Origin of the sequence: Kribbella albertanoniae, assembly GCF_004348455.1 — a bacterium.
GTDB classification, from domain to species: Bacteria; Actinomycetota; Actinomycetes; order Propionibacteriales; family Kribbellaceae; genus Kribbella; species Kribbella albertanoniae.
In genome coordinates, this window is record NZ_SMKA01000011.1 from 67,059 (window position 1) to 81,052 (window position 13,994).

14 protein-coding genes are annotated in these 13,994 nt (G+C 68.6%); 4 read left to right on the forward strand and 10 right to left on the reverse strand.

Annotation, left to right across the window (positions count from 1 at the left end; translation table 11 throughout):
- Nucleotides 1-2: 2 nt before the first annotated feature.
- From E1261_RS05320 to E1261_RS05345, 6 genes are all read right to left on the reverse strand, one after another.
- Nucleotides 3-872, reverse strand: coding sequence for a formylglycine-generating enzyme family protein (locus tag E1261_RS05320; RefSeq protein ID WP_132402711.1), 870 nt, complete (start codon nucleotides 870-872; stop codon nucleotides 3-5).
- A 30-nt stretch (nucleotides 873-902) separates the two neighbouring features.
- Complete coding sequence (locus tag E1261_RS05325) at nucleotides 903-2,096, reverse strand: MFS transporter (protein ID WP_132402714.1); 1,194 nt, start codon at nucleotides 2,094-2,096, stop codon at nucleotides 903-905.
- Nucleotides 2,096-2,911: an IclR family transcriptional regulator gene (locus tag E1261_RS05330; RefSeq protein WP_132402717.1), complete on the reverse strand. Its 816-nt coding sequence runs from the start codon at nucleotides 2,909-2,911 to the stop codon at nucleotides 2,096-2,098. Before E1261_RS05330 ends, E1261_RS05325 begins: the two co-directional genes overlap by 1 nt.
- 92 nt (nucleotides 2,912-3,003) lie before the next feature.
- Nucleotides 3,004-3,408: a RidA family protein gene (locus E1261_RS05335; protein ID WP_132402720.1), complete on the reverse strand. Its 405-nt coding sequence runs from the start codon at nucleotides 3,406-3,408 to the stop codon at nucleotides 3,004-3,006.
- A gap of 15 nt (nucleotides 3,409-3,423) precedes the next feature.
- Entirely contained in the window at nucleotides 3,424-4,158 is a 735-nt protein-coding gene (locus tag E1261_RS05340) for an IclR family transcriptional regulator (protein WP_132402723.1), read from the reverse strand.
- Nucleotides 4,155-5,162, reverse strand: coding sequence for a sugar kinase (locus E1261_RS05345; protein WP_132402726.1), 1,008 nt, complete (start codon nucleotides 5,160-5,162; stop codon nucleotides 4,155-4,157). Before E1261_RS05345 ends, E1261_RS05340 begins: the two co-directional genes overlap by 4 nt.
- 137 nt (nucleotides 5,163-5,299) lie before the next feature.
- Here E1261_RS05345 and E1261_RS05350 point away from each other — a divergent pair, with 137 nt between their 5' ends.
- The 3 genes from E1261_RS05350 to E1261_RS05360 are packed head-to-tail and all read left to right on the forward strand — an operon-like array spanning nucleotide 5,300 to nucleotide 8,834.
- Nucleotides 5,300-6,595, forward strand: a complete 1,296-nt coding sequence (locus E1261_RS05350) for a type III PLP-dependent enzyme domain-containing protein (RefSeq protein WP_132402729.1) — start codon at nucleotides 5,300-5,302, stop codon at nucleotides 6,593-6,595.
- Between the two features lies 1 nt (nucleotide 6,596).
- On the forward strand, nucleotides 6,597-8,186 hold the full coding sequence (locus E1261_RS05355; RefSeq protein WP_132402732.1) for an N-acyl-D-amino-acid deacylase family protein: 1,590 nt from the start codon (nucleotides 6,597-6,599) through the stop codon (nucleotides 8,184-8,186).
- Nucleotides 8,187-8,198: 12 nt separating this feature from the next.
- Nucleotides 8,199-8,834 (forward strand): bifunctional 4-hydroxy-2-oxoglutarate aldolase/2-dehydro-3-deoxy-phosphogluconate aldolase, encoded by a 636-nt coding sequence (locus E1261_RS05360; RefSeq protein WP_132402735.1) that lies wholly within the window; start codon nucleotides 8,199-8,201, stop codon nucleotides 8,832-8,834.
- On the opposite strand, the gene E1261_RS05365 is transcribed toward E1261_RS05360, so the two are convergent.
- Genes E1261_RS05365 through E1261_RS45860 form a run of 3 tightly spaced genes read right to left on the reverse strand, consistent with a single transcriptional unit; the run spans nucleotide 8,827 to nucleotide 11,475 of the window.
- Nucleotides 8,827-9,525 carry a DUF4097 family beta strand repeat-containing protein gene (locus tag E1261_RS05365; RefSeq protein ID WP_132402738.1) on the reverse strand — a complete coding sequence of 233 codons (699 nt, stop codon included), beginning with the start codon at nucleotides 9,523-9,525 and terminating at the stop codon, nucleotides 8,827-8,829. The two genes, E1261_RS05360 and E1261_RS05365, sit on opposite strands and share 8 nt — an antisense overlap.
- On the reverse strand, nucleotides 9,525-10,169 hold the full coding sequence (locus E1261_RS05370; RefSeq protein WP_132402767.1) for a response regulator transcription factor: 645 nt from the start codon (nucleotides 10,167-10,169) through the stop codon (nucleotides 9,525-9,527). Before E1261_RS05370 ends, E1261_RS05365 begins: the two co-directional genes overlap by 1 nt.
- A gap of 28 nt (nucleotides 10,170-10,197) precedes the next feature.
- Entirely contained in the window at nucleotides 10,198-11,475 is a 1,278-nt protein-coding gene (locus E1261_RS45860; protein WP_202874312.1) for a sensor histidine kinase, read from the reverse strand.
- 181 nt (nucleotides 11,476-11,656) lie between these two features.
- Between E1261_RS45860 and E1261_RS05380 the strand changes: the two genes are divergently transcribed.
- Nucleotides 11,657-12,178 carry a hypothetical protein gene (locus E1261_RS05380; RefSeq protein ID WP_132402741.1) on the forward strand — a complete coding sequence of 174 codons (522 nt, stop codon included), beginning with the start codon at nucleotides 11,657-11,659 and terminating at the stop codon, nucleotides 12,176-12,178.
- Here E1261_RS05380 and srmL read toward each other — a convergent pair.
- Nucleotides 12,175-13,293, reverse strand: coding sequence for a PheS-related mystery ligase SrmL (gene srmL, locus E1261_RS05385; RefSeq protein ID WP_132402744.1), 1,119 nt, complete (start codon nucleotides 13,291-13,293; stop codon nucleotides 12,175-12,177). The genes E1261_RS05380 and srmL overlap by 4 nt on opposite strands.
- Nucleotides 13,294-13,994 lie beyond the last annotated feature (701 nt).

Sequence of the window (13,994 nt, forward strand, 5' to 3'; positions counted from 1 at the left end):
CCTTACCAGACACAGCGGAAGCCGTGATTACCCGCACTGCTCGACGCTTCGTTCGAGCTCCGCGCACCGACGCGGTAGCGGTTGCAGTACGACGCGTGGCACAGGTAGGAGCCACCGCGCATGACGCGGTTCGTACCCCACTCGTCGGAGGTCCACTCCCAGACATTGCCGACCACCTCGTACAGACCGAACCCGTTCGGCGGGTAGCTGCGGACCGGCGCCGTACCGCGGTAGCCGTCAGCCTCGGTGTTCTTGGTGGGGAAGTTGCCCTGCCAGATGTTGCAGCGATGCTCGCCGTCCGGGGTGAGGTCGTCGCCCCACGGATAGCGACGCTGCTCGAGACCGCCGCGGGCCGCCCGCTCCCACTCGGCCTCGGTCGGCAACCGGCCGCCCGCCCAGGTACAGAAAGCCACCGCGTCCGCCCAGGACACGTGGACCACCGGATGGTCGGCTCGCTCGGTCAGCTCCGAGCCAGGGCCTTCCGGATGATCCCAGGTCGCGCCATGGACGCCGCACCACCACGGTGTCGCCGCCGGCCGCTCGCTCACCTTGCGCAGCGCCGCGGGCAGGAACCCGGCGAACACGTAGCTCCACCCGAACCGCTCCGCCTCGGTCACATAGCCGGTGCTGGCGACGAACGCCGCGAACTGCTCGTTCGTCACCGCGGTCACACCGATCTCGTACGGCGGCAGCGACACCTCACGGACTGGCCCCTCCAGATCACCCGGGAACCCGTCCGCGTCCTCGGCACCCATCCGAAAGGCACCGGCCTCGATCCGCACCCGCTCGATCGACCCAGCCGGCGCTCCGCTCGCTACCCGAGACTCCGGCACCGCGCTCGGCACGGCTCGACTCGCGCGGGCGCGCAGCATCCGTCGTCACTCACGGATCGCTCTCCTCTCTTATAGCCGGGCTGCCTTGATCGGGTGCGGTGGGATCCAGCGTCGCATCGCCGCCGCGGCGGCGAACCCCGTGCCTGCCATCACCACGACCGCAGGCCCCAATCCAAACAGAGCAGTGGCTCCGGCTAGCAGTAGTGGGCCGGCGCCGTTGCCGGTGTCGGCGAAGAGGCGGAACGCACCGAGGAACTGGGCTCTGCCCACCGGTGGAGAGGCGTCTGCGCCGAGCGTCATGATGACGCCGGCGCCGAGGCCGTTGCCGACGCCCATCAGCAGCGCGACCGCTGTGAGGGTGGTGGTGCTGTGAGTGAGTGGGAGGAGCAGGTGAGCCAGCCCGAGGACGAGCATCGACGGTACGGCGACCCACTTGCGGCCGAGGCGGTCCATGACTGAGCCGGCTGGGTAGAACAGCAGCATGTCGACCGCACCGGAGAGTCCGAAGATGATGCTGGTGGTTTGAGCGTCCAGTCCGATGTGCAGGGCCCACAGCGGTACGACGACCTGGCGGGAAGCGCGGACTGCGCCGACCAGGAGCGCACCGGTACCGAGAGTTCGCAGTACTGGCAGGTGCTCGCGGATCACGCCCACTGTGGACTGAGCTGAGACGGGCCTGCTGCCGCGCGCCCGACGTACCGACTCGATGTCGGGGACGCTCACGAGGACTATGCACGCCAGGACTGCGCCGACGAGGTGCACCCAGTAAGCACCGTCGGTGCCAAGGAAGCGCATCGCCAGGGCGCCGAGGAACGGGCCGATGAAGGAGCCGATGCGCTGCACGCCGCCGAGAGTGGACAGGGCCCGGGCGCGGAGCTCGATCGGCACCGCCTCGCTGAGGTAGGCCTGGCGGGCCAGGCCCCAGACCGAGCCGGCCAGTCCGGTGACGCCGATCGCCAGGGCGAGTGTCCAGACCGTCGGCGCCAGGAGGCAGCCGACCAGTGCCAGTGAGACCAGGACGGTCGCACCGAGCATCGCGCGGCGTTCGCCGATCTTCGAGGTGAGCGCGCCGGCCGGGACGTCGCCGATGACCTGCCCGAGTCCAGCCGCTGCGACGACCACCCCGGCGATAGCGGGTGATGCGCCCAGGTGGGTGGCCGACACTGCGATCACTGGGGCGATCGCGCCTTGGCCGATGCCGTAGAGCAGTGCGGGGAGGTAGACCGATGGTGCGATCTTGAGCAGGGCGGCCGGGCCGGCCATCAGCGGGCGCTCGCTTGTTCTGTGGCTCGCTCTCGCCCGGCTGTCGTTGCTCCCAGCAGCTCCGAGACCTCCCAGGCGGCCGGCACAATGCGCGCACCGAACTCCAGCAGGACCTCTGCAGGCATCCGCAACTCCGGACCGGAGACCGACAGGCACCCGACCACCTGCCCGGCGTAGTCGAAGACAGGAGCCGCAACCGAGCAGATCCCGGGCGTCCGCTCAGTCATAGAGGTCGCGAACCCCCGCTCGCGAATCTCAGCGAGCTGTGCGGCCAGCCGGTCGGGATCCGTGATGGTGTCCGGCAGCACCTGCTCGAGCGGCGCAGACAGCACCTCCACCTGACGCTGCCACGGCGCAAATGCGAGCAGCACCTTGCCCGGGGCACCCTGCGGCAGCGGAAGCGGTACGCCGAACTCCGTGTAGGTGCGACGCAGTTGGTGCCGGCTCTCCACCTGATCGAGCACCACGCGGTGCCCGCTCGCCAGGAGCTCATGCACAGCCGCTGTCTCCCCCGTGACGTCACGAAGCTCCCGCAGTACCGGCTGAGCGGCATCACGCAGCGTCGCCGGAATCCCACTGGTGTGCGCTAGCTGAACCACCAACGGCCCAATCGCATACCGCCGCTGCGCGGTCTGCCGAATCAGCCCGTTCTCCACCATCGCCACCAGCAACCGATGCACAGTGCTCGTCGACAACCCGGTCGCCCGCGACAGATCGCTGATGCCAAGGTCCGGCGTACGGGCATCGAAGCACCGCAGGATCGCCACCGCCCGGTCGATCGACTGCACAGAACCCCGAGGTATCGTTTCCTGCATTGCAGGATCATATCCCGCAATACGGGATGCCTGCTGTACAGGGGTGTGCCCGGCGCCCAGCCTTCCCTGGGCGCCGGACGCAGCGGCTCGGGTCAGTCCAGGACGGCGAGGGCGTCGATCTCGACGAGCATGTCGGGGAGGGGGAGACCGGTGAAGACGGTGGTGCGGGAGGGCAGGACGCCGCTGGGGGTGCGGGTGGTGACGAACTCGGCGTAGGCCTCGTTCATGGCGGCGAAGTCGTCGCGGGTGGTCAGGTAGACGCGCAGCATCAGCACGTCGTCCAGGCTGCCGCCGCCGGCCTTGAGGATCGCCTCGATGTTCTGCAGGACGCGGGTGGTCTGGGCCTTCACATCGCCGACGAACACGAACTCGCCGGTCGCCGGGTCGACCGAGCCCTGGCCGGAGACCTGCAGGATGTTGCCCTTGCGGACGCCCTGCGAGAACACCGGCAGCGGAGCGGGTGCGTCAGTGGTGGAGACGGCGGTCTTGTCGGACATCAGGTCGGACACCTTTCAGTTGTAGTCATCACTGATCGCCTGGGTGGTGGCGAGCAGCTCAGGCAGGAGTTCGAGCACCTGCTCATAGTTCAGCAGCACATCCGGTACGGAGACCGACACGGCCCCGACAACGCGGCCCGCCTGGTCTGTGACCGGCGCACCGATGCAGTTCATGAAGGACTCGTGCTCGGCCTTGTCCTGCGCCCAGCCACGAGTCCGGACCGCATCCAGCTCGTCGCGCAGCGCCTCCGCATCAGTGAGGGTCTGCGGGGTGAACGCGTGGTAGTCCAGCGACGCCAGCACCGCTTCACGTTGCCGCTTGGGCTGCGCCGCCAGCAGGACCTTCCCGACCGCAGTGCAGTGCAGAGCCGCTGGTACGCCGATCTGCGAGTACATGCGGAACGTGCGCACACTGTCGAGCTTGTCGATGTAGACGACCTCGCCGTTCTCCCACGCCGCCAGGTGAACGGTCTGACCGGTCTTCTGATTCAGCTGGCGTAGATGGGGTGCAGCCACTTCCCGTACGACGTGCTGCTCGCGCGCCGTATCCGCCAACGCGAACAACCGGGAGCCCAGCCGATAGCGGTGCGCCTCGTCCCGCCGTACGAAGCGGTCTGCCTCCATGGTGCGCAGCAGCCGGAGCACTGTGGTCTTGTGGACGCCGAGCTCGGCTGCGAGCTGATCCAGCGACCGCTCCCCCTCGCCCAGGCTGGCCAGGATCTGCAGGGCTCTCGCGAGGCTCTGGCTCATACCCGTGTCGCCGCCCACTCTTCTTCGGTGGCGGCGAGCAGTCTGTCCCTTAGCGCGCTGTGCGGCGGCGCAGCGTGGTCTTCCGGTACGGCGAGCACCGCTGCCGCGTTCAGATGCCCGAGCCGCAGCCGCTGCTGCATTGACAGGTCCTGCAGCGTCCCAGCCAGGAAGCCGGCCGCAAACGCATCCCCCGCACCTACTGGCTCAACCACCTGGACAGTCAGCGCTGGAACCTCGGTACGACGACCGTCCGGCTCCAGCGCGACCGCAGTGTGCGCATCGTTCTTCACGACCAGCGTGCAGTCGTTGCCAAACCGTTCGTGCAGCTCAACTGGGTCGTTGGTCCCTGCGAACACCAGCGCCTCATCAGCACCGATCAGTACGACGTTGGCCGCCCGCAGCAACCGCCAGAGCGGCTCCGGGTCCTTGTCGCGCCACAGCACCGGCCGCCAGTTCAGGTCAACGCTCAGAATGAAGTCCCCGCGGAGCTCGTCCAGCATCCGCGCGGTGTCATCGGACAGTGCGGCGGTGATGCCAGTGGTGTGCACGATCCGGGCGCTGCCGAGTCGGTCGGACACCTCAGGACGCAGCAGGAACGCGGGACTCATCGCCGACGCCGCCGAGCCGGTCCGGTAGTAGTGCATGCGGGACCGGCCGTCGATCGACTCCTTCACGTACAGCGCGGTCGACCGATCCGGATCGACCTCCACCCCGCCGACATCGACTCCCCGCCCGCGCAGATCACGCAGTACCTGCCGGCCGAAACCGTCGTCGCCGAGCCGGGACACCCAGCTGGTCGGCACGCCGAGACCGGCCAGGCCTCCGGCCACATTGCACTCCGCGCCACCCACCGACCGACGGAACGTCTCGACGTCCTCGAGCGGTCCAGCCGCACCCGCGAGCATGATCATCGCCTCGCCGACACAGACCACCCGGCCGTCCCCAGCTCCGGCTTCCGCCAGGGCTTCCGGCGGGGCTTCCGTCTCGGTGCGCGGGTCGGGCATCTGCGCTCCTGGGTCCGGGGTGATGGGATAGGTGTGAAACAGCGGTCGTTGACGCAACTTCGAGCGCGATGCTACAACCGTCAGGTCAGAATGTGCAATGAACATTGCGTATTCTGCAACTACTCCCAGGGGACTCGATGCCTGCCTACGATGCTGCCGCCATCGCCGCGCTTGCCGACGAGCGCGTGAGCCGACGCGACCGGGTGCTGCCGCCTGCCTTCTGGGGGCGGACCGTCGCCGAGGTCCTGGCCGATCGCCCGCGACTCTCCCAGCTGCCGACCCCGTTGATGACGCTGTCCGCGCCTGGCGTGCGGCACAACATCGACACGCTCGCCCGCTGGTGCGCGCACCACGACGTCGAGCTCGCACCGCACGGCAAGACCACGATGGCCCCTGCTTTGTGGGCGCAGCAGCTGGATGCCGGCGCGTGGGCGATCACGCTGGCTAACGTCTTCCACCTCGCGATCGCTCGCCAGTTCGGCATCCGCCGGGTGCTGATCGCGAACTCGGTCGTCTCCCCGCTCCAGCTGCGCTGGGTCGCCGACGAGCTGGCGCGGGATCCGTCGTTCGAGGTGATGGTCTGGGCTGATTCCGTCCGGACGGTCGAGATCATGGAGGCGGCTCGGTCGGCGTATGTCGGTCCGGATGCGCGGCCGCTCGACGTACTGGTTGAGCTTGGTGCACCCGGCGGCCGGACCGGCGCTCGGGACTTCGAGACCGCCGAGGCCGTTGCTTCGGCAGTGGCAGAGGCCTCGACGTTGCGACTGGTCGGGGTGGCGGGCTACGAGGGCGCGGTCGGCTCCGGCGTCGACGAGGCCGGACTGACCGCCGTACGGGCGTTTCTGCACGACATGGCTGAGCTGCACTCGCGACTCGGCAAGCTGTACGACGAGGGCGTCGAACCGATCGTCACCGCGGGCGGCAGCGAGTACTTCGAGCTGGTGGCCGAGGTCCTGGGCCCGATCGAGGATGCCCGGGTCGTCCTGCGATCCGGTGCCTACATCTCGCACGATGACGGGCTCTACCGGCGGGTGTCGCCACTGGGTCAGTCGCCACGGACCGACGGCGAGCAGCTCATCGCGGCGATGCACGGCTGGATGCGGATCACCTCGCAACCCGAGCCCGGGTTGGCGATCTTCGACGCCGGGCGGCGCGACTTCCCGGTCGACCAGGACATGCCCGAGCCGCAGCTGATCCGGCCGCGCTCGGTCGGCGAACCGGTCCTCCCGGCGACCGGCATGACGGTGACCAAATTGAACGACCAGCATGGCTATCTGCGGTTCGGCGACGAACCGGTGGTGATCGGCGACGAACTCCGGGTTGGCCTCTCGCACCCGTGTACCGCGTTCGACAAGTGGGGGCTGATCCCGGTCGTGGACGACCCGGATGCGGCCGATCCCGTCGTCGTCGACCTGATCCGGACGTATTTCTGAGATGGCCGACCTGCTGATCACCGGCGCCACCGTCCTCGACGGCACGGGCGCCCCCGGTTTCACCGCGGACGTCGCCGTCGACGCCGGCCGAATTGTGGCCATAGGCAACGACCTGCCGCCCGCCGGCCGGACGATCGACGCCACCGGCCTCGTGCTCTGTCCCGGCTTCATCGACATGCATGCGCACTCCGACCTGCAGATCCTGGCGACGCCGGACCACACCGCCAAGGTCAGTCAGGGCGTCACGCTGGAGGTCCTCGGCCAGGACGGTCTGTCGTTCGCGCCGATCGACGACCCGACCCGGGCCGCGATCCGCCGCCAGATCGCCGGCTGGAACGGCGAACCGGACGACTTCGACTTCTCGTGGTCGACGGTCGCCGGCTATCTGGATCGCCTCGATCAGGGAATCGCGTGCAACGCTGCCTACCTGGTCCCGCAGGGCACGCTGCGGATGATGGTCGTCGGCACCGAGAACCGCCCGGCTACCCCGGCCGAACAGGCGCAGATGGTCGACCTGCTCACGCAGGCGATGCGCGACGGCGCGGTCGGAATGAGCAGCGGCCTCACCTACACGCCGGGCATGTTCGCCACCACCGAGGAGCTCGTCGAGCTGTGCCGCGTCGTCGCGCAGCACGGCGGCTACTATTCGCCGCACCAGCGGTCCTACGGCCAGGGCGCTCTGGATGCGTACGCCGAGATGGTCGAAGTGGCCCGCCGCTCCGGCTGCCCACTGCACCTGACCCACGCGGTGATGAACTTCGGCCCGAACCAGGGTCGCGGCGCCGACCTGATCGCGATGATCGACAAGGCACTCGGCGACGGTCTCGACGTCACCACCGACACGTATCCCTATTTGCCTGGGGCAACTACTCTCGCGGCGACGTTGCCGAGCTGGACGGCTGAGGGTGGCCCGGATGCCCAGCTGGACCGGTTGCGGGATCCGGCGACGCGGGCCAGGATCGCGCACGAGATGGAGCAGGTCGGCTCCGACGGCTGCCACGGCTGTGTGATCGAGTGGAACACCATCGAGATCGGCGGCGTCCGCAACCCCGCCCTCGGCGACGCCGTCGGCCGGACAGTCGAGGACCTGGCTGCCAGGAGCGGTAAGCCGGCCGCCGACGTCTTCTTCGACCTGCTGATCGCGGACGACCTCGGCACCTCGATCCTGCAGCATGTCGGGCACGAGGAGAACGTGCGGACGATCATGCAGCACTCGAGTCATACCGGCGGCTCGGACGCGATCCTGGTCGGCGGCAAACCGCACCCGCGCTCGTGGGGCACCTTCCCGCGCTACCTGGGCCGGTACGTCCGCGAGCTGGGTGTCCTGGAGTTGGCCGACTGCATCCACCACCTCACCGGCCGACCGGCACGCCGACTGCGGCTCACCGACCGCGGACTGGTCCGGGAGGGATACCACGCGGACCTGGTGCTCTTCGATCCGGACACCGTCCACGACACCGCGACCTTCGACAACCCCCGGCAGCAGGCCGAAGGCATCCCGTACGTCTTCGTCAACGGTGTCCCCGTGATCGACGACGGTCATCGGACCGACGCGCTGCCAGGCCGGGCCATCCGCCGTACTGACGTTTGAGAGGACCTCGATATGACCACCCTGGACCTGTTGCGAGCCGACCGCGTGCTGACTGTCGTCAGGGCACCGGAGATCGCTGACGCCCGGGATCTGTGCGCGGCGCTGGTTGCCGGCGGCATCCACGTCGTCGAGCTGACCTTCACGACTCCGGACCTGCCCCGGCATCTGGAGCGCGCAGCCTCGACGGCCGCCGAGACGGGCGCGGTGGTCGGCGCCGGGACTGTGCAGACGGGCGAGCAGGCTCAGCAGGCGATCGACGCAGGCGCGCAGTTCTTGGTGACACCGGGTCAGGGCCCGGACGCAGCGGCCATCGCCCGGGCGGCGCGGGCGGCCGCCGTACCGGTGGTGTTCGGTGCTTTCACACCGTCCGAGGTGATGACGGCGCTCGCGCTGGGGTCGGATGCGGTCAAGATCTTCCCGGCTCACCAGCTTGGCCCGAAGTACTTCAAGGATCTGAACGGCCCGTTCCCCGGGGTGCCGCTGGTCCCGTCGGGTGGCATCAACGCCGGGAACGCCCGGGACTACCTGGATGCTGGAGCACTGGCCGTCAGCGCGGGCACCGATGTGGTCTCCCCCGCCGATGTCGCGGCGGCCGACTGGCCGACCATCACCGCCAAAGCCAAGGCCTTCGTGGCCGCGATCAGCTGACCGTGATGCTGCCATAGCTGGTCCGTAGGAAGAGACGATGCTTCGCGGTCGGGTCGTTGTTCGGACCGATCTCGGCGGAGCCCTGCGCCGCGACCGCATCAATGGCGTACGTCGTGGTGCCGGGCACCCGAACGTTGAGCGAGCCATCACTGACCGTGGCCGTCACCTGCTCGGGCGGTTCGTCGAACTGGATGGACAGCGAGCCCCGACGGGTATCGACGGATACCTGCGGACTGCGCATCCGATTCATCGACACGGTCCCGTCACCGGCGTCGACCCGCACCTTCCCGGCCAGACCAGAGACGTGGATGGAGGCCCCCTCGGCCTTGGCCTGCACTGCAAGAGCGGCCGGCACCTCAACCGTGAGCTCGACCTCACAGCGTGCGTCCGGGCAGGTGGTCCGGACATCCAGCACGCCGTCGACGGTCCGGACCTCGACCTTCGGCTGCTGCTTCGCATAGGTCCCGTCGACGCTGACCCGAACCTGGTTGCTCGCACCACCGATCACGTTGGCCGGAACCTCCGAGAAGATCCGCACCCCCTGCGGCGCAGTCGCGAAGCTGGACGAATAGTCGAAGGGAAGCTTGCCGCGGATCGTCGCGACCGTGACCGCGGCACCGGTGACCACGAGCAGCAGCAGTGGCACGACCCCGACCAGCAGCATCCGACGCTGCGCTGAGCTGAGTGCCATCAGCTGTCCAGGAACCGCAACACGGCCAGGACCCGGCGGTGCTCGCCCTCGGTCGACGACAGCCTCAGCTTCTGGAAGATGCTGCTGATGTGCTTCTCCACCGCACCCTCCCCGACCACGAGCGCCTGCGCGATGCCGGTGTTCGACTTGCCCTCCGCCATCGCCCGCAGGACCTCCTGCTCACGCGGACTCAGTGCAGCCAACGGATCCGCCTTGCTGGACCGCACGAGCAACTGTGAGATCACCTCCGGGTCCAGCGCCGCACCGCCGGCCGCCACGCGGCGCAGTCCGTCGAGGAACTGATCCACGTCGGCCACTCGATCCTTCAGCAGATACCCGACGCCGCCCGGGTTGCTGCCGATCAGCTCACTCGCATACCGCTCCTCGACGTACTGGGACAGGACCAGCACACCGGTCTCCGGATACTGCTCGCGGAGCACCAGCGCCGCCCGCAATCCCTCGTCGGTGAACGTTGGCGGCATCCGCACATCGACCACGCAGACATCGGGCCGGTGCTGGGCGACCGCCTTGAGCAGCTCGTCACCGTCGCCGACTGCCGCGACGACCGTGCAGTCCTGCTCCTCCAACAGGCGCACGATGCCCTCGCGGAGCAGCACCGAGTCCTCCGCGATCACGACTCGCAGGCTGGTCATTCGCACCGCACCTCCCTGGTCATTCGCACGGCACCTCCGCGGTGAGGACGGTCGGACCGCCCGGTGGACTGCTGAGACTGAGCTGGCCGTCGACCCCCGCCACCCGATCAGACAGGCCCTGCAGGCCGGTCCCGCCCTCGGGATGCGCGCCACCCCGACCATCGTCGGTCACCTCGACCCGGAGCAGGTTGCCGATCCGCACGATCCGGACCTCGGCCCGGGCCGCGTCGGCATGTTTGGCCACATTGGTCAGGGCCTCGGTGACCACGAAGTAGGCGATGGACTCGATGGTGAGCGACGGCCGCGGGTCGACGTCGACGCTCACGCGCACCGGCACCGGAGACCGCGCGGCGACGGCGGAGATCGCGGCATCGAGCCCGCGGTCGGTCAGCACCGGTGGATGCAGGCCACGGGTCAGATCCCGAAGCTCCGCAATCGCCTGCAGCGCCTCGGAGTGCGCCTCCTCGATCAGCGAACGCACCGACGGATCCTTGTCGCCCAGCCGGTTCTTCGCGCGGCCCAGCGTCATCGCCAGTGAGACCAGCCGCTGCTGTGCACCGTCATGCAGGTCACGCTCCATCCGCCGCCGCTCGGCCTCCGCCGAGTCGACCACCTGCTGCCGGCTCGTCACCAGCCGACTCACCCGCTCGGTCAGCGCCCCGGTCTCGTCACCGCCCAGGTAGATCCGGGCGAGATGTCCGTCCAAGGCGGACGCCGTCCGCATCAGCACCGGGGAGACCAGCACCAGGAACACTGCGCCGAACACCGAAGCGGCGATGGCCTTGCTGTCGGTATCGACCACGAACGGCCCGAGCTGAGCCTGCGCCGCCGCGAACCTCGAGAAGTAGAACGGCAGGCCGATCAGCACCGGCGGGATCGACCAGGCGACCACGATCAGCAGCAACCAGGACATTGCTGCCGGCAACAACAGGACGTAGTACAGGAACTGGCGCCACAGGCTCGGATCGGTGATCGCCCGGCGGGCGTCGACGATCCGGTTGCCGGACGGCTCCGGTGGCTCGAGCGCCAGCACCTCCTGCCCGCGGGTGATCCGGGCCCGGGCCCGCTCCCATCGTGCCAGCGCATAGACCGCTCGGGCCGCCGCCGTGGTCAGCGGCACCCCGACGAAGGCCAGCGGCCACGCGAGCACGGCCACACAGACGGCGACCAGAGCCAGCAGCCCGGAGGTCAGCACCACGACGGAATCACCGAGCAGATGGATCGTTGCCAGCCACAAGTACGGCGAGCGCCACAGCCGCCAGGGTCGCCGGGGAACCGGACTCGCGATCGTCGTCACCCGAACCACCTCCCCTGTCTGTGCCGCTGCGCTGGTTTGTTCGCGACGGGCTCAAACCTACGTGGCGGCCGAGGGGTGCCGATATGAGGACAACCCCCGTATCGAGTTCGGGTTAACCCCACCTCCGATTCGTGGGTTGTCCTCAATGTGCCGAGGCCGCCGCGACGGAATGCTCGAAGCCATGACGACGACACTCCCGCAGGCCCCTGTGTCCCCGCCTCCCGGGCGGCAACTGACAGTGCAACTTGGTGACGCGATCGACGACCGCGTCGCCGAGGCTCTCGACGACTACATAGCGGAAGGCCGCCTCGACGGCCGGATCCGCCCGCGCCGCTCCCCCGGCGGAGTGGCCGCGCTGGTCGCCGGCGGCGTTGCGGCTGTGCTGCTGCCGTGGTGCCTGATCCTCGCGGCGACGCTGCCGAGCACCTACCAGGCCAACAACTGGCGTCTCACCTGGATCGGCCTCAACATCCTGACCGCAGTCGCCGCCGGCCTGACGGCGTACCTGCTGCACACTCGTAACAGATATGCCGTCCTGACCGCGATGACCGCCGGGACTCTCCTCCTGGCCGACGCCTGGTTCGACGTCAGCACCGCGGGCGCAGGCTTCGACCGCACCCTCTCCCTGGCCGTGGCCTTCGTCCTGGAGATCCCACTGGCGGTGTGCGCCTGGCTCGTCGCCGCCCGCGAGCTACGGCGCTAGCCGATCAGCTCGAGGACAGGCCCCTCATGCAGCGCCCGGTAGACCTTGTCACGCAACACGTTGGCCTCGGCATCGGTCAAGGTTCGATCCACCGGCCGGAGGACCAGCCTGACCAGGAGGTTTCGTTGTCCAGCAGTGATCTGCAACCGCGCCCGCGCAGCCGGTGGCAGCTCGTCGTACGTCGTCTCGCCCAGCACATCCAGCGACTCCGCGGCATCCGCGTCCGGGCCGAGCGCATCCCGCACCTTGTCGCCGAGCACCTCCGGCGACACATCCGCCTCCGCACTCACCACGACCGAGAGATCCCGGCGGACCGGTGGCATCGTCGACACCGATCGGTAGGGCTGCAGGTCGCGCATCTGGCCGGCCACCCGCGGATCCGTCGACCTGAGCAACCGGATGTCGCGGATGCCCTTCCGCAGCATCAGCAGCCGGTCCAACCCCGGTCCCATCGCCAGTCCGGTCCAGCTGTCGTCCAGACCGGCCTTGCGCAGGACAGCCGGCGCGGCCACCCCGCATTCACCGATCTCGATCCACTGATCGTCCAGCAGGACATCGATCTGCCGACCATGGATCGTGTACGGGTGCACCGCAGGCACTGTCCGGTAGGTCTGCCCGGGCAGCACGGTCTCGACCAACCGGGCGATCATGTCTTCCAGCTCAGCCTCTCCGAGCGTGACGTTGCGACTGAGCCGCCACAGGTCGAGCTGATGCGGCGTGCCGGTGTGCTGCCAATCCACCGAGTCGCGGCGGTAGCAGATCCCCGCACAGACCATCAGCACATCAGATGCGTCAGAGCCGGCGAGCTCACGCAACGCGGGCGGGATCATCGCCGACGTATGGCTGCGCAGCACCTCACCCTCCGACGCGTAGCGCGTGTAGCGGGCTTCCCGGGTCACCGCGCCGGCGGCGTACCCAAGGTTGTCGTAGTTGTCGGCCAGGCTGACCACCGGATGGTCGCGCCGGGTCCAGACCTCCGTGTAGGGCCAAGCAGCCCCCAGCGCCGTCCGGATCGAATCGACGATCAGCTGGACAGCATGCGGCCCCTGGGCCGGATCAGTCAGATCGCGCAGGGACAGAGCAGAGTGCAGTTCCTCAAGAGTGAGGACAGACATGAGAAATCTCCAAAGATGACGGTCTCGACGGGGGACTCTTCACACCCCGACCAGCCACGGTCACCTCAGGAGAGAGCGCAGCAGCAGCCCACCCCGTCGGCACCATCGCGCCGGCCGGGGCAAAAAAATCGCCGCCCATACTGCGTCATACCCGACAGTCTACCCACCTGATCGCGCACTGCCTGGAAGTCGCGCTAAACCCACCTCCCCGTCCCCAGGAGCCCAGCAGTCACCCGCTCGAGCGCCTCGGAGTAGCGGAAGGTGTCGGGCAGCCCACCGAGCAGGTCATCGACCTTCGACACCGCGAGCCCGCAGCCGGGCTGAGCACCACGCTGGCCCGGTCCTCCCCTAAGTAACCCTCTACACCACGGTGGCTGATGTAGAGGATTGCCTACCCAGCGCCGTCCGGATCGAGTCGACGATCAGCTGGACAGTATGCGGGCCACGGTCGCCTCGGGGGATAACGCCAAGGCCGGCTAGTTAAGCCCGCCTCTGCGGTATCCCGGTCGCCGCTGCCCCGACGTCCGGTCAGAACCCCGACCATTTCGCTGGTTGGCCACCGGCCTTGGGGGTTCTACACCCTTAACCAGAGTGCAGAACCCCGGCCCAATCTCCCTGCCCAACCACCCAAATCGGGATCCACCCCAACCGATTCGGGGAGGATCCGCGACGGATTCGGGGGTGGATCCTCCCCACATCCC

What these genes read in the sequence shown, in the direction of transcription:
- E1261_RS05320 (WP_132402711.1), bottom strand. Translation starts at nt 872, where the DNA reads ATGCTGCGCGCCCGCGCGAGTCGAGCCGTGCCGAGCGCGGTGCCGGAG.
- E1261_RS05325 (WP_132402714.1), bottom strand. Translation starts at nt 2,096, where the DNA reads ATGGCCGGCCCGGCCGCCCTGCTCAAGATCGCACCATCGGTCTACCTC.
- E1261_RS05330 (WP_132402717.1), bottom strand. Translation starts at nt 2,911, where the DNA reads ATGCAGGAAACGATACCTCGGGGTTCTGTGCAGTCGATCGACCGGGCG.
- E1261_RS05335 (WP_132402720.1), bottom strand. Translation starts at nt 3,408, where the DNA reads ATGTCCGACAAGACCGCCGTCTCCACCACTGACGCACCCGCTCCGCTG.
- E1261_RS05340 (WP_132402723.1), bottom strand. Translation starts at nt 4,158, where the DNA reads ATGAGCCAGAGCCTCGCGAGAGCCCTGCAGATCCTGGCCAGCCTGGGC.
- E1261_RS05345 (WP_132402726.1), bottom strand. Translation starts at nt 5,162, where the DNA reads ATGCCCGACCCGCGCACCGAGACGGAAGCCCCGCCGGAAGCCCTGGCG.
- E1261_RS05350 (WP_132402729.1), top strand. Translation starts at nt 5,300, where the DNA reads ATGCCTGCCTACGATGCTGCCGCCATCGCCGCGCTTGCCGACGAGCGC.
- E1261_RS05355 (WP_132402732.1), top strand. Translation starts at nt 6,597, where the DNA reads ATGGCCGACCTGCTGATCACCGGCGCCACCGTCCTCGACGGCACGGGC.
- E1261_RS05360 (WP_132402735.1), top strand. Translation starts at nt 8,199, where the DNA reads ATGACCACCCTGGACCTGTTGCGAGCCGACCGCGTGCTGACTGTCGTC.
- E1261_RS05365 (WP_132402738.1), bottom strand. Translation starts at nt 9,525, where the DNA reads ATGGCACTCAGCTCAGCGCAGCGTCGGATGCTGCTGGTCGGGGTCGTG.
- E1261_RS05380 (WP_132402741.1), top strand. Translation starts at nt 11,657, where the DNA reads ATGACGACGACACTCCCGCAGGCCCCTGTGTCCCCGCCTCCCGGGCGG.
- srmL (WP_132402744.1), bottom strand. Translation starts at nt 13,293, where the DNA reads ATGTCTGTCCTCACTCTTGAGGAACTGCACTCTGCTCTGTCCCTGCGC.